19 protein-coding genes are annotated in these 19483 nt (G+C 67.2%); 10 read left to right on the top strand and 9 right to left on the bottom strand.

The window, feature by feature from the left end; translation table 11 throughout:
- A partial coding sequence (locus A5694_RS16865) for a phosphotransferase family protein (protein ID WP_064923229.1) occupies positions 1-819 on the top strand: 819 nt, incomplete at its 5' end.
- Positions 820-847: 28 nt separating this feature from the next.
- On the top strand, positions 848-1609 hold the full coding sequence (locus A5694_RS16860) for an SDR family NAD(P)-dependent oxidoreductase (protein WP_064923227.1): 762 nt from the start codon (positions 848-850) through the stop codon (positions 1607-1609).
- A 16-nt stretch (positions 1610-1625) separates the two neighbouring features.
- Here A5694_RS16860 and A5694_RS16855 read toward each other — a convergent pair whose 3' ends face one another.
- The gene (locus tag A5694_RS16855) at positions 1626-2507 is read right to left on the bottom strand and encodes an SDR family oxidoreductase (RefSeq protein ID WP_064923225.1); all 882 of its coding nucleotides are present in this window, start codon (positions 2505-2507) and stop codon (positions 1626-1628) included.
- 84 nt (positions 2508-2591) lie between these two features.
- On the opposite strand from A5694_RS16855, the gene A5694_RS16850 reads away from it, so the two are divergent.
- Genes A5694_RS16850 through A5694_RS16830 form a run of 5 tightly spaced genes read left to right on the top strand, consistent with a single transcriptional unit; the run spans position 2592 to position 7684 of the window.
- Positions 2592-3164, top strand: coding sequence for a TetR/AcrR family transcriptional regulator (locus A5694_RS16850; protein ID WP_064923224.1), 573 nt, complete (start codon positions 2592-2594; stop codon positions 3162-3164).
- A gap of 10 nt (positions 3165-3174) precedes the next feature.
- On the top strand, positions 3175-4305 hold the full coding sequence (locus A5694_RS16845; RefSeq protein ID WP_064923222.1) for a PucR family transcriptional regulator: 1131 nt from the start codon (positions 3175-3177) through the stop codon (positions 4303-4305).
- Positions 4306-4340: 35 nt separating this feature from the next.
- The gene (locus tag A5694_RS16840) at positions 4341-4904 is read left to right on the top strand and encodes a nuclear transport factor 2 family protein (protein WP_064923220.1); all 564 of its coding nucleotides are present in this window, start codon (positions 4341-4343) and stop codon (positions 4902-4904) included.
- On the top strand, positions 4897-6558 hold the full coding sequence (locus A5694_RS16835; protein ID WP_064923218.1) for an AMP-binding protein: 1662 nt from the start codon (positions 4897-4899) through the stop codon (positions 6556-6558). Before A5694_RS16840 ends, A5694_RS16835 begins: the two co-directional genes overlap by 8 nt.
- Before the next feature lie 4 nt (positions 6559-6562).
- Complete coding sequence (locus tag A5694_RS16830) at positions 6563-7684, top strand: Rieske 2Fe-2S domain-containing protein (protein WP_064923216.1); 1122 nt, start codon at positions 6563-6565, stop codon at positions 7682-7684.
- On the opposite strand, the gene ligD is transcribed toward A5694_RS16830, so the two are convergent.
- The gene (ligD, locus tag A5694_RS16825) at positions 7681-8919 is read right to left on the bottom strand and encodes a non-homologous end-joining DNA ligase (protein ID WP_064923214.1); all 1239 of its coding nucleotides are present in this window, start codon (positions 8917-8919) and stop codon (positions 7681-7683) included. The two genes, A5694_RS16830 and ligD, sit on opposite strands and share 4 nt — an antisense overlap.
- Positions 8920-8978: 59 nt before the next feature.
- Here ligD and fadD2 point away from each other — a divergent pair, with 59 nt between their 5' ends.
- Complete coding sequence (gene fadD2, locus A5694_RS16820) at positions 8979-10649, top strand: long-chain-fatty-acid--CoA ligase FadD2 (RefSeq protein ID WP_064923212.1); 1671 nt, start codon at positions 8979-8981, stop codon at positions 10647-10649.
- 80 nt (positions 10650-10729) lie between these two features.
- On the opposite strand, the gene A5694_RS16815 is transcribed toward fadD2, so the two are convergent.
- The 4 genes from A5694_RS16815 to A5694_RS16800 form a co-directional block, all read right to left on the bottom strand.
- Positions 10730-11770 (bottom strand): TQO small subunit DoxD, encoded by a 1041-nt coding sequence (locus A5694_RS16815; protein WP_082952716.1) that lies wholly within the window; start codon positions 11768-11770, stop codon positions 10730-10732.
- A gap of 150 nt (positions 11771-11920) precedes the next feature.
- Positions 11921-14119, bottom strand: a complete 2199-nt coding sequence (locus A5694_RS16810) for an acyl-CoA dehydrogenase (RefSeq protein ID WP_064923210.1) — start codon at positions 14117-14119, stop codon at positions 11921-11923.
- 33 nt (positions 14120-14152) lie between these two features.
- On the bottom strand, positions 14153-15067 hold the full coding sequence (locus tag A5694_RS16805) for a 2-hydroxyacid dehydrogenase (protein ID WP_185746688.1): 915 nt from the start codon (positions 15065-15067) through the stop codon (positions 14153-14155).
- A 46-nt stretch (positions 15068-15113) separates the two neighbouring features.
- Positions 15114-15764 (bottom strand): TetR/AcrR family transcriptional regulator, encoded by a 651-nt coding sequence (locus tag A5694_RS16800; RefSeq protein ID WP_082952715.1) that lies wholly within the window; start codon positions 15762-15764, stop codon positions 15114-15116.
- 90 nt (positions 15765-15854) lie between these two features.
- Between A5694_RS16800 and A5694_RS16795 the strand changes: the two genes are divergently transcribed.
- Positions 15855-16430, top strand: a complete 576-nt coding sequence (locus A5694_RS16795; RefSeq protein ID WP_064923208.1) for a VOC family protein — start codon at positions 15855-15857, stop codon at positions 16428-16430.
- Here the strand turns inward: A5694_RS16795 and A5694_RS16790 are convergent.
- Positions 16427-17074, bottom strand: coding sequence for a TetR/AcrR family transcriptional regulator (locus A5694_RS16790; protein ID WP_109535724.1), 648 nt, complete (start codon positions 17072-17074; stop codon positions 16427-16429). The two genes, A5694_RS16795 and A5694_RS16790, sit on opposite strands and share 4 nt — an antisense overlap.
- 68 nt (positions 17075-17142) lie before the next feature.
- Here A5694_RS16790 and A5694_RS16785 point away from each other — a divergent pair, with 68 nt between their 5' ends.
- Positions 17143-18051, top strand: coding sequence for an oxygenase MpaB family protein (locus A5694_RS16785; protein WP_064923206.1), 909 nt, complete (start codon positions 17143-17145; stop codon positions 18049-18051).
- A 7-nt stretch (positions 18052-18058) separates the two neighbouring features.
- On the opposite strand, the gene A5694_RS16780 is transcribed toward A5694_RS16785, so the two are convergent.
- Positions 18059-18703: a hypothetical protein gene (locus A5694_RS16780; RefSeq protein ID WP_125225617.1), complete on the bottom strand. Its 645-nt coding sequence runs from the start codon at positions 18701-18703 to the stop codon at positions 18059-18061.
- Positions 18704-19483, bottom strand: a 780-nt coding sequence (locus tag A5694_RS24145; protein ID WP_428844284.1) for a hypothetical protein, incomplete at its 5' end; no start/stop codon positions are given.

Raw genomic sequence — 19483 nt, 5'->3', positions numbered from 1 at the left:
TTCGCGGTCACCGAAAAGCTCTACGGCACCGGCGTTCCGATCGCCCGGCCCATCGCGTTCGACGCCGACGGCACGGTCTGCGGAGCACCCTTGACGGTCACGGAGTTCGTGACCGGACGGGTCTATCGCCACAAGGACGATCTGGACACCCTGTCTGACGCGGACCTGGTGGCCAATGCCGCGGCGCTGGTGCGGGTGCTCGTGGATCTACATGCCGTGGACTACCGTGCCGTCGGGCTCGAATCCTTCGGCAGGCCCGACGGATTCCTGGAACGCCAGGTGCGGCTGTGGGCCCGGCAATGGGACCTGGTCAAGACGCCCCGGAACGATGTCGCGCTGAGCGACGACGTCACGAAGCTGACCGCGGCCCTCACCGACGCCCTCCCGCAGACATCCCAGCCGTCGGTGGTCCACGGCGACTTTCGCATCGACAACACCATCTGCGATCCCGAGCAGGCGGAGGTGATCAGGGCAGTCGTGGACTGGGAGCTGTCCACCCTCGGCGACCCCCTCACCGATATCGCGCTGATGTGTGTCTACCGGTCATCGGCATTCGACCTGGTATTCGGCCACCCCGCCGCCTGGACCAGTTCACGCCTGCCGTCGGCCGACGTCCTCGCCGAGGAATACGCCCGGCGGTCCGGCCGCGATCTGGCCGATTGGAACTTCTACCTGGCGCTGGCGAACTTCAAGATCGGCGTGATCGCCGAAGGAATCGCCCACCGAGCCCGACACGGCGCGAAAGATGTGCAGAACGCCGCTGCCGCGGCACAGGCCGCGCCGGAATTCCTCGCCGCAGCACGAAAAGCGTTGAAGTGACCTCAAAAGTCCGAGAAAGGTGAGTCGGGTGAGCGTACTGGACAAGTTCCGCATGGACGGCAAGGTCGCCGTGGTGACCGGGGCGTCGTCGGGTCTCGGCGTGTATTTCGCCAAGGCATTTGCCGAGGCCGGCGCGGACGTCGTGCTGGCAGCGCGGCGAGTGGACAAGCTCGCGCAGGCGGCCGAACTGGTAGCCGCCACCGGACGCGCGGCCCTGCCGGTGGCGACCGATATCGCTGACCCGGATGCCGCGACCGCCATGGTGGAGGCAGCGATCGAGCGGTTCGGGCGGGTCGATGTGTTGATCAACAACGCCGGCATCGGAACGGCGCGCCCCGCCACCCGGGAGACCCCGGAGCAGTTCCGGGAGGTGATCGACATCAACCTCAATGGGGCCTACTGGGCTGCCCAGGCATGCGGGCGGGTGATGCAGCCCGGCTCGTCGATCGTCAACATCTCCAGCGTTCTGGGATTGACCACCGCGGGGCTGCCGCAAGCGGCGTACGCCGCGAGCAAGGCCGGACTCATCGGCCTGACCCGCGATCTCGCCCAGCAGTGGGGGAGCCGGAAAGGCATCCGGGTCAACGCGATCGCACCGGGCTTCTTCGAATCCGAGATGACCGAGCAGTACCGTCCGGGCTACCTGGACAGCGTCGCGCACCGAATTGTGCTGGGCCGGATGGGCGACCCCGAAGACCTCGCCGCGTCGGTACTGTGGCTTGCCTCGGATGCCGGTGGCTACGTCACGGGACAGACCATCGCGGTCGACGGGGGCTTCACGATCAACTGAGGCTGGGCCGCGACGGTCAGTCCGGATAGCCGCCCGCCCGCAGGTCGTCGAGCAAGCTGGGATGGCTCGGCTGCCAGTCGAACCGTGCACGGGTGAGCGCACTGGAGGAGGGCTGGTCGAGAGCGAAGATCGCGCCGAGCACGCCGTAGGACTCCGCCGCGACGGGTTGGACCGGGAGCTGAAGCTGGTCGCCGATCACTTCGGCGATCGCACGCATCGGATCGCCCTGGTCGGCCACCGCATGCAAGACCGAACCGGCGGGGGCGTCTTCCAGGGCGATCCGGAAAAGCCGTGCCGCGTCGAGGCGATGCACCGCTGGCCAGCGCTGGGTGCCATCGCCGACATAGCCCGAAATGCCGGTACGGCGTGCGGCCGCGATCAGCATGCTGGCAAAGCCGAACCGCCCGCCGGCCTCGTGCACCGACCGCGGCAGTCGCACGAGCGCCGAGCGCACACCGTGTTCGGCCAGCTTCAGGACGGCTTGGGCGGTGCGACCGCGTCCGCCCATCGGGCCCTCCGTGACTGGCGGGTCGTCCTCGGTGCTGGCCCGGCCCGGCACCGCGGGGGTGCCCGCCGCTAGCACCAGGGGCTTGCCGGTGCCGACCAGAGCATCACCCAGGGCCGCGACGGCGCCGGCCTCGGCCTCGATGCTGGCCTCGAGGTTGGTGAAGTCGTTGGAGAAAGCCAGATGAATGACGCCGTCGGCGGCGTCGGCGGCCTTCCGCAGGATCTCGAGGTCGGCCAGGCCGCCAAAGACCGCCTCGGCGCCCAGGCGCCTGAGGAGGGCGGCGGACGCGTCGGATCTGGCGAGTCCGACAGGCTGGTGGCCTGCGGCGACGAGTTCGGTGACGACGGCCGAGCCGATTCCTCCGCTGGCTCCGGTGACGAAAACCCGCATGGGCAGCTCCGATCGGTGATGGGATAGGTGTCCCATCACCCTACAGCGTGATGGGACCAAAGTCGCATCACTACTATGAGGGTCATGGCCCGCTGGCAACCGGACGCCCGCGAACGGTTGGTCGCCGCGGCACTGGACCTCTTCAACGAGCAGGGGTTTGACGACACCACCGTCGCGCAGATCTCTGAACGCGCCGGGCTGACCAAGAGCACATTCTTCCGGCATTTCCCCGATAAGCGCGACGTGCTGGTGGCCGGCCAGGAAGCGATCGGCCGGCTCCTCGCCGAGGGCATCGCGGCTGCGCCCGCGGACGCCGCGCCGCTGAGCGCCGTCTGCTCCGGGCTGCGGTCTGCCGGCTCGGCGTTCACACCGCAGAAGCGCGAGCGCGCTCCCAAGCTCAAGGCTGCTATCGCTACCAGCGCGGAACTTCAGGAACGTAATGCGCTCAAGCAGATCGGGCTGGCCGCCGCCATGGCCGAGGCCCTTCGGGAGCGCGGGGTCTCCGAGCAGACTGCGGTCGTGGCCGCCGAACTCGGAGCGCTGGCGCTCAAGACGGCGTACGCGCAGTGGGCCGAGCCGGGCGAAACGCGGGACCTCGGGGACCTCGCGTGCGAAGCGCTGCATGAGTTGCGCGCGGCGATAACAGCTCTCGGGTAGCTTGCGGTAGATGGGCCCTGATCCGCTCCGGCTGTCCGAGCTGGGTTCCGGTGCCGAGGCGGTCCTGCAGATCGTTGCGCATTTCGATGCACTGGTCGAGGCGGGCGCCGACGCCGACGTGGTGCTCCAGGCGGCCGAGTCAATCGCGGAATGCCCGGTGGGTGCGCGGTGGAAATCGGCAACCCAGCCCGAGGTCTGGCTGGAGCGTGCCGGCAGCACAGCGCACCCGCTCGAGGCGGTCCTGCTCGATCGGGTGCGGCACGCGCTGCGCCTGGCGGCGTCTAGGTCGGGATCGACCGTCCGGCTGGGTGATCCCGCACTGTTGGAATTGGTGTTGTCCGACAACGAATTACCCGCCGAGAGGGCACGCGCCATCCGACTGCTGGGCCTCGACGAGACCCGGGAGGTCCGCGTGCTGGCGGTGTCGGCCGGATCGCCGGCCGAGGCGCTACGCGTGGTGATGCGCGAACTGGGTGACCAACCGGTGCGCTCGGTCGCGATCGGTGCCGACACCGCGTTGCTGTGCTACAGCTCCGAGGATGCCCGGACCTTGTCGGATCGCCTGGATGCGGCGATCATTGCGGCTTTCCCGCCGCCGCTGCCCGCGCAGGTCGGGCGCGGACCATGGGTCGGGATCGGCGCCAAGACCACGGTGTTCGGGGCGCCGGCGTCATGGCGACAGGCGCAACGGGGCCTGCGCTTCGCGTCGTCCACCCACTACGGGCGGCGGGCGGTCGCCTACGAACGTCTGAGCGTCCTGGAGCTGCTGGCCGACTTGCCGTCCGAGCAGGTCCTGCGGCACCACGATGTGGCACGGATCAACGCGATCGCCTCGAAACCGTCCGGTGCGCACGACGTCGACACCACCGAGGCGTTCTGCGTGCTCGGCTCGCTGCGCCGCACCGCCGCCCAGCTGCACCTGCACCACAGCACGGTGGCAGCGCGCATCGCTCGCGTCGAGTCGGCGATGGGCTGGGATCTGGCCGACCCCATCGATCGGTTTACGGCCACCCTGGTGCTCATCGTGCGGCGCATCGCGCTCTCGTCGGCCGAGCTCGCCACCACGGAACCGACAGGCGTCGGGCAATATCGGTCATTCACCAGACGTATGGCGGATGACCGGGGTCGGTGGATGCAGTGATGATGATCACCACCTAACAGAAGGAGTTGTGAACCGTGGCCGTCATCGACCCCAGCCGGACCTGGGCCCCCCTGGAGAAGCGGTTGGCCGAAACCACCAACGCGCGCCACCGGGCCGCCCTGGAAGTGGTGATCGAACACATGAAGGGCGAGGCTGCGCCAGACCTCGACCAGGTGATGGGCACGCTGAGCGCCGAGCCGGACTACCACTTCTGGATGGGCGGTCAGGATGTCGGTCCGAAGACCACCGACGGCGTGCGCACTTACTACACGAACTTCATGGCGACCCGCACCAACGTGCTGGAGTTCGCCATCGACCGGCTGGTCGTCGACGACGACTGCGTGGTGACCGAGGGCGACATGAAGCAGCTGTACCCGGGCGCCCTGGCCACCGCCATTCTCGGGGTGGAGGTCGAGGATCCCGACGCCGACTACCTGGTGGTGTACCGGCAGGTGCTGCTGTGGCCGCTCGACGCCGACGGGAAGATCGTCGGTGAGGACTCCTACTTCGCCGGCGTGCGCAGCGTGACCCCGGTGGCCCGGGAGGATCTTCCCCAGCAATACATCGACCTCGTTCACGCGCCCGCGGCGAATGCCTAACGACATCGCGGGCATGCTGCTCGACAGACTCGGCGACCCCCACCTGGGGCTGCGCACCCGGGAGCGCGACTGGACCTGGGACGACGTGGTGCGCGAATCGGCTGCGCGCGCCGCACTGGCAGCGGCGCTGCGCCGGGACGGGCCGTTTCACATCGGCATCCTGCTGGACAACCTGCCAGATTTCGTCTTCTGGCTCGGCGCCGGCGCCTTGGCCGGCGGGGTCATCGTGGGCGTCAACCCCACCCGCGGCGACGCCGACATGGCGGCGGAGATCCGCCACGCGGACTGTCAGTTGATCGTCACCGACACCGCCGGATCCGAGCGGCTGCGCGGCCTGGACCACGGCCTGGACTGCGAGCGCATCCTCGTCGTCGACGAGCCCGGCTACGCCGCGTTGGTCGAGCAACACCGGGGGGAGCCGTCCGCCGCACCAGGGGTGGGGCCGGAGTCGCTGATGTTGCTGTTGTTCACCTCGGGCACGACCGGCGCTTCCAAGGCGGTCAAATGCAGCCAGGGCCGACTGGCCCGGATCGCCGAGATGGCCACCACCAAATTCGGCCACGTGCGCACCGATGTCGACTACTGCTGCATGCCGCTGTTCCACGGCAACGCCATCATGGCGCTGTGGGCGCCGGCGCTGGCCAACGGGGCCACGGTCTGCCTGACGCCGAAGTTCTCGGCGTCGCGGTTCCTGCCCGACGTGCGCTACTTCGGTGCGACGTTCTTCACCTATGTCGGCAAGGCACTGGGTTATCTGCTGGACACCGAGGAGCGTCCCGACGACGCCGACAACACCCTGGTCCGTGGCTTCGGCACCGAGGCATCACCGCAGGATCAGGCGGAGTTCCTGCGCCGGTTCGGCGCCGTGCTGCATGAGGGCTACGGCTCCAGCGAGGGCGGCAACGCCGCGATGCCCGACCCGGCGGCACCGCCCGGAGCGTTGGGCCGTCCGGCGCACGCGGGCATCGCCGTCGTCGATCCGCAGACCCGCGCCGAGTGCGCCCGGGCCGTCCTGGACGAGCACGGCCGGGTGGCCAACGCCGACGACGCGGTCGGCGAGATCGTCGACAAGACCGGAGCCCGTGACTTCGAGGGCTACTACAAGAACGACGACGCGGACGCCGAAAAGATTCGCGACGGCTGGTACTGGACCGGCGATCTGGGCTACCGCGATGAGGCCGGTTTCTTGTACTTCGCCGGCCGGCGCGGCGACTGGATCCGAGTCGACGGGGAGAACACCTCGGCGCTGACCATCGAACGCGTGCTGCGACGGCATCCCCTGGTGATCAGCGCCGGCGTGTACGCGGTCCCCGACCCGCGATCCGGTGACCAGGTCATGGGAGCGGTCGAGGTCGCCGACCCCGGCAGCTTCGACGTGGCGGAGTTCGCCGCCTACCTGGCTGACCAGCCCGACCTGGGCAGCAAAGGCACCCCGCGGTTCCTGCGGATCTCGGCCGGCCTGCCCGTGACGGGGTCGAACAAAGTGCTCAAACGCGAACTGCAGCAACAATGTTGGCACACCGACGACCCGGTATACCGCTGGGTCGGCCGGGGTGCGCCGGTCTACGCCCGGATGACCGACGACGACAAGCGGTCCCTGGACACCGAATTCGTGTCCTATGGGCGGCAAAGTTATCTGCGAGGCGAGGGGTGAAGCGATGACTGACTGTGCGATCCGCGAGCTGGACTACGGTACGCCGAGGACCCGCTATGCCCGGGGATGGCACTGCCTGGGGTTAGCCGAGACCTTCCGGGACGGTGAACCGCACGGCATCAACGCTTTTGGTACCCGGCTGGTGGTGTTCGCCGACACCGGCGGTGACATTCATGCGCTCGACGCCTACTGCCGGCATATGGGCGCCGACTTGTCCCGGGGCACCGTCAAAGGTGACACCCTGGCGTGTCCATTCCACGACTGGCGTTGGCAGGGCTCGACCGGCCGATGTGTCGAGGTGCCCTACGCCAAGCGACCGCCGCGGATGGCGCGCACCAGGCGCTGGCCCACCTGCGAGGTCAACGGCCAGCTGCTGGTCTGGCACGACCCGGAGGGCTCGACACCCCCGCCGGAGCTGACCCCACCGCAGATCGAGGGGATGGACGCCGGACTCTGGTCGCCGTGGCAGTGGGACTCGGTGCTGATCGAGGGCGCCAACTGCCGCGAGATCATCGACAACGTCGTCGACATGGCGCACTTCTTCTATATCCACCACTCCTATCCGACCTACTTCAAGAACGTGATTGACGGCCCCTGCGCCAGTCAGTTCATGGAGAGCAAGGTCCGGCCGGACTCGCCGGGCGCCGACAAGCTGTGGGTGGGCACCTACCTGCGCTCCGAGGCGACGTACTTCGGGCCGGCGTACATGATCAATTGGCTGCACAACGACCTCGCCCCGGACTTCACCGCCGAGATCGTGCTGATCAACAGTCATTATCCGGTCACGCAGGACTCGTTCGTGCTGCAGTGGGGCGTCGCGGTGCAGCAGATGCCGAACCTGCCGCCGGAGCGGGCCACCAAACTCGCCGCGGCGATGGGCCGCTCCTTCGGTACCGGCTTCCTCGAAGACGTCGAGATCTGGAAGCACAAGGCGCCCGTGGAGAACCCGCTGCTCACCGACGACGACGGCCCGGTGTATCAGCTGCGCCGCTGGTACCAGCAGTTCTACGTCGATACCGCCGACGTCACCGCCGACATGACCGACCGGTTCGAGGTGGAGGTCGACACCACCCACGCGTTCAGTCACTGGGAGAAAGAGGTCGCCGCGAATCTGGCGGCCCGCTAACGTTGCCGCCCCTCCCAGGGGCTGTAGTCGGCGATCAACTCCTCCTGCGGCGGGCGTTGCCCGGCCGGGACGTGCTGCAGGTTGATCCGGATCCGGTACCAGATCGAACTCGGTCCGCGCATGCCGTCGACCAGTACGTCCTCCGGCGCCAACCGTTTGGCCGCCGCGGCGTGCTTTTCTCGCCATATGTCCAAGGCGGCCAGCGCCTCGTCTTTGGTTTTGGTGCGGGCGATCTCGATCAACGGCAGCGGTGAGGTGCGGCGCCCGCCAGCGTTCTTGCGGGTCCCCTTGGGCGCTTTCTCCGCTGGACCCTGCTTGTCGGCCAGCTCCAGCAGCGGCCCCAACTCCCCGACGGCGTCGTCCATACCCGCCCAGGGATCGCCGATCTGCGTGAACCGGTGCGGCACTGTGGCGATGGTGAAGGCCGCCGGATCGGCGTCGGCAACCTCGTCCCAAAACAGCGGTGTGGACACCCGGGCATCGGCGGTGGCGCGCACCGAGTAGGCCGAGGCGACCGTGCGGTCCTTGGCGTTCTGGTTGAAGTCGACGAACACGCCGTGCCGCTCCTCTTTCCACCATCGGCTGGTGGCCAACTGCGGTGCCCGCCGCTCGATCTCCCGGGCCACCGCCTGTGCGGCCAGCCGCACCTGCGGAAACTCCCAGCGGGGTGCGATCCGGGCGTAGATGTGCATGCCCCGGGACCCGGAGGTCTTCGGCCAGGCGGTCAAGCCGTGATCGGCCAGCACCTCGCGGGCCAACAGGGCCACTTCGACGATCTGGGGCCAGTCGACGCCGGGCATCGGATCGAGATCGACCCGCAGCTCGTCGGGGTGGTCCAGGTCGCCGGCGAGCACCGGGTGCGGGTTGAGATCCACGCAACCCAGGTTGACCACCCAGGCCAGCCCGGCCGCATCGTCGATGACGACCTCCTGCGCTGACCGGCCCGAGGCGTAGCGCAGTTCGGCGACCGACACCCAATCGGGACGCTTGGCCGGTGCCCGCTTCTGAAAGATGGCTTCGGCGTCGATGCCGTCGACGAAGCGTTTGAGGATCATCGGCCGCCCGGCCACTCCGCGCAGCGCGCCGTCGGCCACCGCCAGGTAGTAGTGGATCAGGTCCAGTTTGGTGCGCGCGGCGGTGCCGTCACGGCCGGGGAACACCACCTTGTCCGGGTGGGTAACCGCCACCCGGTGTCCCGCCGCCTCCAGCGACAACCCGCCGGCCATGGAAGCCATGCTAACGATCAGGCCGAATCCGCTGCCCGGCAGCGACCTGAGTCACATAAGGTTGCTCCATGGCAAAGCTCACCGACCTGCCCGGTCAGGCCGTCAACGTGCTCGGCCGCTACCTGGAACGCGGTAGCGCCGAGCTGCACTATCTGCGCAAGGTCATCGAATCCGGTGCCTTGAAAATCGAGTCGCCGCGAATCATTGCCAACGCGATCGCCGACGGTGCCCGATGGGGCGAGTTGGGGATGATTCCGGCCCTCAATGCCCGCCGTAACCCCGATGGTCTTGCGGTCATCGACGACGACGGCAGTATCACCTTCAAAGAGCTCGACGACGCTGCCAACGCGGTGGCCAACGGCCTGGTCGCGATGGGTGTGCGCGGCGGCGATGGGGTGGCGATCCTGGCCCGCAACCACCGCTGGTTTCTGATCGCCAACTACGGCTGCGCCCGAGTCGGTGCCCGGCTGATCCTGCTCAACAGCGAGTTCTCCGGCCCGCAGATCAAGGACGTCTCCGAACGCGAAGGCGCCAAACTGATCATCTACGACGACGAGTACACCGCCGCGGTCGCGCAAGCCGACCCGCCCCTGGGCAAACTGCGGGCGCTCGGGGTCAATCCCGACTCCAGCGAACCGTCCGGCAGCACCGATGAGACGCTGGCCCAGCTGATCGCCCGTAGCAGCAAAGCGCCGGCACCGAAGGTCAGCAAGCACGCCTCGATCATCATCTTGACCTCCGGTACCACCGGCACCCCCAAGGGCGCCAATCGCAGCACCCCGCCCACGCTGGCCCCGATCGGCGGGATCCTGTCGCACGTCCCGTTCCGAGCCGGGGAGGTGACGTCGCTGCCGTCGCCGATGTTCCACGCGCTGGGCTACCTGCATGGCACCCTGGCGATGTTCTTCGGCTCGACGTTGGTGTTGCGGCGCCGCTTCAAGCCGGCCACCGTGCTCGAGGACCTGGAGAAGCACAAGGTGACCGGGATGGTCGTCGTCCCGGTCATGTTGTCGCGGATCCTCGACCAGCTGGAGAAGACCAGCCCCAAACCGGACCTGTCACATCTGCGGATCGTGTTCGTCTCCGGTTCACAGCTCGGAGCCGAGTTGGCGACCCGCGCGATGAAGGACCTGGGGCCGGTGATCTACAACATGTACGGCTCCACCGAGGTGGCGTTTGCCACCATCGCCGACCCGGCCGACCTGCAGTACAACCCGGCGACGGTGGGACAGGTGGTCAAGGGCGTCAAGGTCAGAATCCTCGACGACAACGGCCACGAGCTGCCGCGGGGCGAGGTCGGGCGGATCTTCGTCGGCAACTTCTTCCCGTTCGAGGGCTACACCGGCGGCGGCGGCAAACAGATCATCGACGGGCTGTTGTCCTCGGGCGACGTCGGCTACTTCGACGAGCGGGGCCTGCTTTATGTCAGCGGCCGTGACGACGAGATGATCGTCTCCGGCGGCGAGAACGTCTTCCCAGCCGAAGTCGAAGACTTGATCAGTGGGCATCCCGATGTCATCGAGGCCACGGCTTTGGGAGTCGAAGACAAGGAATGGGGTGCGCGGTTGCGTGCCTTCGTGGTCAAGAAGGAAGGCTCCAGCGTCGACGAGGACGCCATCAAGGTGTACGTCAAGGAACACCTGGCCCGCTACAAGGTGCCGCGCGAGGTGGTGTTCCTCGACGAGTTGCCGCGCAACCCGACCGGGAAAATTCTGAAGCGCGAACTCCGCGACATGTAGCCGCTTCGCTGGCGCGAGCGCGCGTGTTTGTCCACCGCCACGCCGGTGTTTGCGCACAACCGCGCCCGCTCGCGGCACTCTCACGCGCCGAGGCTGACTGCCTGTTCCCAAGTGGCGCCGCTGATATCGGTGAGTACGAGGGTGTACCGGTGGGTGGCATCCCACCGGGTTTTCTCGGTGGGAATCGTCAGTTGCGCTTTCGCGCCCAACGGGATCACCAGGCTGTGCGCGCCCGGCTTTACCTTGGCGATGTAGCGGTTGGCTATCGCCGCCTCGGGCAGCCGACTCAGCTGAGTGCCGTCCAGCTGCACGACGGTATCGCCGGTGCTGTCGTCGCGGACGCTGACGCCGATCAGGAAGGAGCCGTACACGTCGACGCCTTCGGTGCGGAACACCTGGAATTGCAGGCTGTTTCCGACAACGTGGGCATCGGTGATCTCGATGAGTGGCGCGACGGACTTGTTGTGCAGCGGGCCGTACAGCCCGCCGTGGAAATGCTGGTTGGTGAACAACGCCAACGCCAGGACGGCCCCCGAGCCGGCAAGGACCGCCGGCTTGCGGACGCTGATCTCGCCGGACGCCAACCAGCACAGCCATTTTCGCTGCGCCAGTGTCGGAAGCCGGTCGGCAAGAACACCATCTAGGGAGTAACGTCCGCCGCCGCTCAAAAACAGCATGAGCCCGCACGCCACCCCGAGGATGCCGATCTGCCACTCATCGACGCAGGTGGTGCCCAGCCACCCGGCGCCGAGCAGGATGCCGAACGCCAATCCCAAGACGGCCAAGCTCATGATCCTGGTGAAAAGGCCGAGGATCACGCAGAACCCGACGATGCCTTCCACGATGGTGAAGGCCGTCATCGCCACGGCCAGCAGGCCGGGGTGGGTCAGCAGGTATTCGATAATCGGGCCGATGCCCAGTGCGTTCGGTAGAAAGTGGTTGAACTTCTCGCCGACGTATCCGGGTAGGTCTGGATTCAATTTGTCGGCGAGACCGACGCGACGCCAAAACGCGGAGAAATAGGTCCATCCGATGACGAGCCGGACCGGCAATGCAAAGAGGGCGGCGGTAGTGAAATGGCGGTCGGTGATCCTGGCTTCGTCGACGGTGTCAGCAGTCACGTGGCAGTCCTGAGGCTATGGCTTCTTGGGATCCCGCCCGCCATGCTAGCAGCGCGATCCTCTTGCGCCGAGCAGTCCCCAGCGGGGTATCGCCAGCGAAAGCCGCCAAATCTGCTGGAATTTGGGGGCTTTCGCGACTGCTCGCGGAACTTACGGGTCGCGGGGCAGCCCCAGCAGCCGCTCGGCGATGATGTTGAGCTGAACCTCCGATGTGCCGCCGTAAATCGTTGTGGCACGGCTCATCAGCAGGTATTCGGCCCACTTGCCCGGCAACTGCTCGCGGTCGCCGATCGCGGCGTCGCCGCCGAATGTCCCCACCGCGAACTCGGCGTACCCCTGGGTGGTGCGCATCGACAGCAACTTCGACACCGCCGCCGCCGGCATCGGATCGCGTCCGGCCAGCGTCAGTAGGGTCGAGCGCAGATTGAGCAGCTTGGCGGCGTGACCCTCGGCGATCAGCTCGCCGGCTCGACGGTGCTCGCCCTGGTCGAACTGGCCGTCGCGCATGAACTCCACGAACCCGTCGAGGCTCGCCAAAAACGGCATCTCAGAGCCGCCGATCGAGACCCGTTCGGCCGTCAGCGTGTTGCGGCTGACCTCCCAGCCCCGGTTCACCTCGCCGAGCACCAACTCGTCCGGGACGAACACGTCGTCGATGAACACCGTGTTGAACATCGCCCCGCCGGTGAGTTCGCGCAGCGGACTGACCGTCACGCCTTCGCTTTTCATGTCCAGCAGGAAGTAGGTGATGCCATCGTGTTTGGGAACCGAGGAGTCGGTCCGTGCCAGCAGCGCTCCCCAGGCAGAGAACTGCGCGGCCGACGTCCAGATCTTCTGGCCGCTGATCCGCCACCCCCCGTCGACCTTGGTGGCCTTGGTGGTGAGACTGGCCAGGTCCGAACCCGCGCCGGGCTCGGAAAACAGTTGGCACCACACCATTTCGCCGCGGAACGTCGGTGGCAGGAAGCGCTGCTTCTGTTCGTCGGTGCCGAACGCCACGATCGACGGGATCAGCCATGCCGCGATACCCATGCCCTGGCGGCGCACTCGACCGGTGGAGAATTCCTGCTCGATGATGATCTGCTCGATCGGTTCGGCGGCCCGTCCCCACGGCTTCGGGAGGTAGGGCAGCACCCAGCCGCCCTCGGCGATCGCCACCGTGCGCTGCTCGCGCGGCATGGCTTTGAGGGCGGCCACCTCGGCGCGGATCTCGGCGCGCAGCTTCTCGGTTTCGGGGTCCAGGTCGATGTCGATCTTGCGCATACCACCGGCGGTGGCGGTGTCGAGGACCTGCTGCGGGTAGTCGGCGCGGCGGCCGAAGGAGGCGGCAAGGATCAGCGCCCGCCGGTAGTAGACGCCGGCGTCGTGCTCCCAGGTGAAGCCGATCCCGCCGTGCACCTGGATGCAGTCCTGGGTGCAGTGTTGCGCTGCCTCCGGGGCCAGGGTGGCCGCGACCGCCGTGGCGAATGCCACCGTGGAACCGGCGGCGTCCCAACCGCTTTTGTCGGCCTCGTCGATCGCCCGGGCGGCATCCCACACCGCGGCGGTGGCCCGCTCGGTGGTGGCGATCATCTCGGCGCACTTGTGCTTGATGGCCTGGAACTGACCGATCGGCCGGCCGAACTGTTCGCGGATCTTGGCGTACTCGGCAGCGGTGTCGGTCGCCCACCGGGCCACCCCGACCGCTTCCGCGGACAGTAGGGTGGCGATCAGCGCGTGTGCCCGCGCCTGGCTGAGGTTGCTCAGGACGGCCGCCCGGGCGACCTCGACGCCGTTGGCCCGCACGTGGGCGATCGGGCGCAGCGGGTCCACGCTGGTCACCGGTTCGATCTCGAGTTGGTCGGCGCCCAGCACCACCCACGCTTCGCCGCTGTCGATCGCCACGGGCAGCACCAGCAACGAGGCCTGGGCTGCCGCTGCGACGGCGCGGGCCTCACCGCGGATCACCAATCCGTCGCCGTGCGCGGTGGCCGTCAATCCCGGGCTGAGCGAGTAGCTGGCGATGACCTCGCCGGTGGCCAGGCCGGCCAGCTCGGCGGCGGCCGGGTCGTGGGCGGCGATCAGGGCGCTGGCGATCGCCGACGGCACGAACGGGCCCGGCACGGCGCCGTAGCCGAACTCCGCCAGTACCACCGCCAGCTCCAGGATGCCGAAACCCTGCCCGCCGGCCTGCTCGGACAGGTGCACCCCGGCCAGGCCCTGCTCGGCGGCGGCCCGCCAGTACGGCGGCGGATTCTCGATCGGCGTGTCCATCGCCGCGTGCAGCATCTCGGAGGGCGCCGCCCGGGTCAGCAGGGACCGTACGGAATCGGCCAGGTCCTGGTGTTCAGAAGTGATCGCTATGGGCATGATGCGCCTTTCGGTGGGTACGTTGTGACCAATCTACGAACCGGTCGGTTGGTTGACGACGTGGGTCAGGGGTTGGCCCTCTCGCAGCCGGCGGCAGTTGTCGACCGCCGCGCTCAGATAGCGCTGCATGGTGTCGGCGGTGTACCAGCTGACATGCGGGGTGAGCACCACGTTGTCCAGGCCGAGCAGGGGGTTGTCGGTGCCGACCGGTTCGACGGCGAACACGTCGAGGCCCGCGCCCGCCAGCCGTCCGCTGGCCAGCGCCTCGGCCAGGGCCGGTTCGTCGACGACGCCGCCGCGGGAGGTGTTGATCAGCACCGCCTCCGGCTTCATCCGCGCCAGCCCGGCGCGGTCGATCAAGCCCTGAGTCCCCGCCGTCAGCGGCACGTGCAGCGACACGACGTCGGCTTCGGCCAGCAGATCCGGCAGCGGCCGCCAGCCGGGCCGACCGTCGTCGCCGGTGCTGGTGTGCACGACGTCCGCGCCCATGGCGGTCACGATTCCGGCCACCCGCTGGGCGATGCTGCCGTAACCAACCAGGCCGACGGTGCAGCCGCCGATGTCGCGGCAGCGCTCAAGGTCGGGATCGGTGGGCCAGCCGCGGCCCTGGCGGGTCGCGCGATCCAACGGCAGCAACCGGCGCAGCACCGCTAGCATCAGCAACACGGTGCCTTCGGCCACCGCGGCCGCGTTGGCGCCGGGCATGTTGGCCACCGCGATGCCGCAGGCGGTGGCGGTGTCGACGTCGATGGTGTTGATCCCGACGCCGAATTTGTGCACCAGCCGCAGTTTCGGCGCGCTGCGTAGCTCCTCCCCGGACAGCGGCCGCAGCACATGCCAGATCACCTCCGCCTCAGGAAGTTCGCGCCGGAAGGTGAGGGAGTCGTCGGCGGCGCACCACCGGATGTCCAGCCAATCAGACTCGGGCGCAACGTAGTCGCGAACCATCGGGCCGGGGGCGAAATGCGCCAGCACTCTCAGCGCCACCGTCGGCTTATCCTTCCTCGGCGTAGATGGCCCGATAGAACACGTTGGCCAGGGTGCGGATACAGGCGGCGTCGTCCACGTCGTCAGGCTCGGAACCCGCCGGACGTGACGCGGCCAATTTGACGTAGCAGAACTGGTTGAGCATCGACACGATCGCCACCGCGAGCAGTTCCGGGTCGTCATCGGCACAGTAGCCCTCGGCTTGGGCGCGTTTCACCATTTCGGTAATGAAACCCGCTGGTACCGCGCAGATCTCCGCCCAATAGCGGGCGAAGTCGTCGTTGATCATCGCCAGCTGCGAGACCCCGACCATCTCGGCCAGTCGGTGGCGGTAGGTATGCCAGTGCGCGGCGGCGGCCTGCTCGATCCGCTCCCGGTTGGAGAGGCCGTGGCGCACGGCGCTGGATGCCCGCTCACCGGCCTCGTCGCGAAACCGCAGTGCCCACTCCCGGACCATCGCCTCTTTGGAGTCGTAGTAGTTGTAGAACGACGCAGCCGACCGGCCGGCCTCGGCCGTGATATCGGCGATGGTGGTGGCCAGCACCCCTTTGCGCGCGATCACCGTGCGCGCGGCCGCATCGATAGCAGCCTGGGTGCGCCGGCCCCGTTGGGTGGGTAACGGCTCGCGGGGAGTCGCCTGCTCGGAAAGGGCCGACACCGAATCACCGATTCCTATCGCTGCTGGGTCTGGAACATAACTAAATCTGATGTTAGATTCAGATCCGGGTGCTGACCAGAGGGAGTCGCGATGATCAAACCGCACGGTGTCAACACCGAGTTCGAGATCAGCGGGATCAACCACGTCGCGCTGGTCTGCGCCGACATGGCGCGCACCGTCGACTTCTATAGCAATGTGCTCGGCATGCCACTGATCAAGTCACTTGACCTGCCCGGCGGGATGGGCCAGCACTTCTTCTTCGATGCCGGCAACGGCGACTGTGTCGCGTTCTTCTGGTTCGCCGACGCGCCCGACCGCGTACCGGGGATCTCGTCGCCGGCCGCTATCCCGGGCGTCGGTGAGATCACCAGCGCGGTGAGCACCATGAACCACCTGGCGTTCCACGTGCCCGCCGATAAGTTCGACGCCTATCGCCAGCGCCTCAAAGACAAGGGAGTCCGTGTCGGCCCCGTCCTCAACCACGACATGTCCGACTTCCAGGTCAGTGCCACCCTGCACCCAGGCGTCTACGTGCGGTCGTTCTACTTTCACGACCCGGACGGGATCACATTGGAATTCGCCTGCTGGACAAAGGAGTTCACCGACGACGTGGAGCACGTCACGCCGAAGACACAAGCCGACCGGCGGATTCCGGCGGCCACCTAGTCTCGATACAGCGCCGGATCACCCAGTTTGTCGAGCAGTGCGGCCAACTGCTCGATCAACCGTTCCGGCTTGAAGCGCACTTCCCCGGCCAGCCAGGCGCTGATCGTTTGGGCCACCCCACCGACCACGAAGTGCCCGGCTGCCTTGATCCGGTCGTTCTCCGGCAGCCGCAGCGCAGTGCCGGCGTGCTGACCGGACAACATCGCCAGTAGCGCACTGGATTCCACCCGCTTACGCACCACGACCGCGTTGCTCAGATGCACTCCGAACAACAGCCGGCCGATCCGCGCGTCGCCGGCGATGGTTCGCACGATGTTCGCGACGCCGGCCCGGGTCTGCTGGTCCGGTGGCGCCGACTTGACGATCGCCTGCGTCTTGGCGGCCAGGTCGGTGATCACGGAGTCGAAGACAGCGCTGACGAACTCATCCTTGTCGGCGAAGCTTTCGTAGAAGTAGCGGGCGGTGAGGCCGGCCTGCCGGCAGATACCGCGCACGGTCAGCTCAGCGATCTGCGGGACGTCGGCGCCGAGTAGGTCGAGCCCGGCCTCGAGGAGCCGGGCGCGGCGCGACGCACGCCGGTCAGCAGCGTCGACCCCGCCGTACGGGCGCGCCCCCGAGACGTTGGCGGAGACCATGCCGAACATCTTGACATCGAGGCCGAACGCGGAGCAATATCAGGAAACGCGCGTTCTCAGAATTGGATGGGTGGGCGATGGCAACAAGCGCAGTACTTCAGCAGGTGGAGCGCCCGGTGAGCGCGCCGCCGGACCCGAACCGCCGCCGCGCTCCCAAGCAGCAACACGGCGGGAACGTCTCCGACGGCATGTTCGGCCTGTCGTTGTTGGCCGGCTCGGCCAACGTGATCATGCAGTTGGCCCGCCCCGGCGTGGGCTACGGGGTGCTGGAGAGCGCGGTCGACAGCGGTCGCGCGGATCTGCACCCGTTCAAGCGGGCCCGCACCACGATCGGCTACCTGGCGGTGGTGGCGCTGGGCAGTGAGGCCGAACGGCAGGCGTTCACCAAAGCGGTCGACGGCTCCCATCGTCAGGTCCGCTCCACCAAGGACAGCCCGGTCAAGTACAACGCCTTCGACCCGCAACTGCAGTTGTGGGTGGCGGCGTGTTTGTACAAGGGCTCGGTCGACCTGTACCGGATGTTCTATGGCGAGATGGACGACGAGCTGGCCGAACGGAACTATCAGGAGGCCAAGGTCTTCGGCACCGCGTTGCAGATGAACGAGGAGTTGTGGCCGGCGGACCGGGCGGCATTCGACAAGTACTGGCAGGACCAGTTGGACACCAATATCCACATCGACGGCCCGGTTCGCGACTACCTGTATCGCATCGCCGCGGTGCGGATGCGCGGGGTGACGCTACCCGGCCCGCTGCACAAACTGGTCGAGGGGCCGATGCTGTTCGTCACCACCGGCTTTCTGCCGCAACGATTCCGGGACGAAATGCGACTGCCGTGGGACGCCAACAAGCAGCGCCAGTTCGACGCGCTGATCGCACTGCTGCGGATGATCAACAATGTGACGCCGGGGCCGCTGCGGCGCTTCCCGTTCAACGCTTTGATGGCCGACATGCGGTGGCGGATGCGGACGGGCCGGCCGCTGGTGTGAGGCGCGTTCACTCGTCGGCGCTTCGTCCCTTGGCTAATGCTGTCAGGTAGTAGGACGTCAGGTACAGCAGGGCGAACAGGCCGGCCGAGGAGATCGTTGCGATGACGAATTGGAGACGTTGGCCTCGCGCGATGGGATAGCTGAACTTCGCTTCGCCGTAGCCGAACCCGACGCTGAACAACACGCAGAAGCCGAGCATATACAGGATCAGCTCTCGATCGTCGTGAAAATTGAATCTTTCGCGACCGGGAAGAAACGAACTGCACACTGCGGCGTCGAAGGCGAGGGCGAGTCCTGCGACAATCCACCACATCTTCGCCGGGGTGGCGATCAGTTCGTGACGTTGAAGATTGGCGCTTGCATCCTTGGACTCGGCATTGATGTGAACTGGTTGGAAGGCGTAGATTCTGCCGCGAATCCGAAGGTACGGCGTGAACGCGTATGCTGAGCCCACCGTCGTCAGCATTACGATAAGAAGTAGCGCGAGGAGCATTTGCAAGTCGTTGTAAGAGCCAAGGATTACGAATATCGCGGCGAGGGCTGAAAGATACCAGTAAATACGACGCCGCGATTCCAGAGGCATTTTCAATCGGTCCACGCTGATTCCAGCCACGATGCACACACAAGCCGCAACTATGAATCCATTGCTCATCTAGTATCCCAAAATCCTATCGACTATTTCTTGTCCCGCTTTTGAGCCCCCGATTATTCCGCCGATCACTACGACGGGCACGACGATCTCGGGGGCGCCCACCAAGGACATCGCCAGTCCAGCGCCCCACGCACCGGCTTCACCGCCCACAAAGCGGCCGCCGAATTCCGCGATCCCTTGTTGAGCCGAGATCTCGCCGGCCTTTATGTCCATGAGAGTCAGTGCTCCGTCGAGTCCTGTTGCCGCGTGGCCCAAGTCATTGCCGACTTTCGTCAGCGCCTCGGCATCCGCTTTCGAGAACACGTGACCATCGAGCGTGTGACGTCCGGTAGGCAAAGTCGCGCCGCGCGCCTCCAAGCCTCCACCCACAGCGGAAGTTGCATTCGAAAGCTGGTTGAAGAACTCCCGGGGCGGCATCCCGTTCTTGATGGCGGTGATGGCCTGTTGGACACCTCCGGCGGAGACGCCGCCCCGGCGGAGGCGGTCGGCGAAGCTGTTGATCGCAAATGAGCGGGCAGCCGATTCGGCGTCGTCGAGGACCCGGGTGGCCTGGTCCGGGGTCATGGGTGAAAGGTAGGGGGCCAGTGATCCGGATTCCAGGCGGCGTTGCAGATCCAGCCGGTTGGCGGCGTTGCTCCGTGCATCGCCACCCAGCACCGGGTCCATCGGCAGCGGCCCGATGAAGTTGGCCATCCGGTAGTCCTCGAGGCGCTCGCCGGCCAGGCGCCGGGCCTGCGGATCGGCGGCCGGGTCGGTAGCGGTGGCGTAGTCCCGCAGCCG

Source organism: Mycolicibacter sinensis (assembly GCF_001667945.1).
Taxonomy (GTDB): Bacteria; Actinomycetota; Actinomycetes; order Mycobacteriales; family Mycobacteriaceae; genus Mycobacterium; species Mycobacterium sinense_B.
The sequence above is the reverse complement of the archived record's forward strand: the minus strand, read 5'-3'. Positions and strand labels throughout refer to the sequence as shown.

Coding starts and splice junctions, on each gene's coding strand:
- A5694_RS16855 (WP_064923225.1), bottom strand. CDS start 2,507: ATGCGGGTTTTCGTCACCGGAGCCAGCGGAGGAATCGGCTCGGCCGTC.
- A5694_RS16850 (WP_064923224.1), top strand. CDS start 2,592: ATGGCCCGCTGGCAACCGGACGCCCGCGAACGGTTGGTCGCCGCGGCA.
- A5694_RS16845 (WP_064923222.1), top strand. CDS start 3,175: ATGGGCCCTGATCCGCTCCGGCTGTCCGAGCTGGGTTCCGGTGCCGAG.
- A5694_RS16835 (WP_064923218.1), top strand. CDS start 4,897: ATGCCTAACGACATCGCGGGCATGCTGCTCGACAGACTCGGCGACCCC.
- A5694_RS16830 (WP_064923216.1), top strand. CDS start 6,563: ATGACTGACTGTGCGATCCGCGAGCTGGACTACGGTACGCCGAGGACC.
- ligD (WP_064923214.1), bottom strand. CDS start 8,919: ATGGCTTCCATGGCCGGCGGGTTGTCGCTGGAGGCGGCGGGACACCGG.
- fadD2 (WP_064923212.1), top strand. CDS start 8,979: ATGGCAAAGCTCACCGACCTGCCCGGTCAGGCCGTCAACGTGCTCGGC.
- A5694_RS16810 (WP_064923210.1), bottom strand. CDS start 14,119: ATGCCCATAGCGATCACTTCTGAACACCAGGACCTGGCCGATTCCGTA.
- A5694_RS16805 (WP_185746688.1), bottom strand. CDS start 15,067: ATGGTTCGCGACTACGTTGCGCCCGAGTCTGATTGGCTGGACATCCGG.
- A5694_RS16795 (WP_064923208.1), top strand. CDS start 15,855: ATGATCAAACCGCACGGTGTCAACACCGAGTTCGAGATCAGCGGGATC.
- A5694_RS16790 (WP_109535724.1), bottom strand. CDS start 17,074: ATGTTCGGCATGGTCTCCGCCAACGTCTCGGGGGCGCGCCCGTACGGC.
- A5694_RS16785 (WP_064923206.1), top strand. CDS start 17,143: ATGGCAACAAGCGCAGTACTTCAGCAGGTGGAGCGCCCGGTGAGCGCG.
- A5694_RS16780 (WP_125225617.1), bottom strand. CDS start 18,703: ATGAGCAATGGATTCATAGTTGCGGCTTGTGTGTGCATCGTGGCTGGA.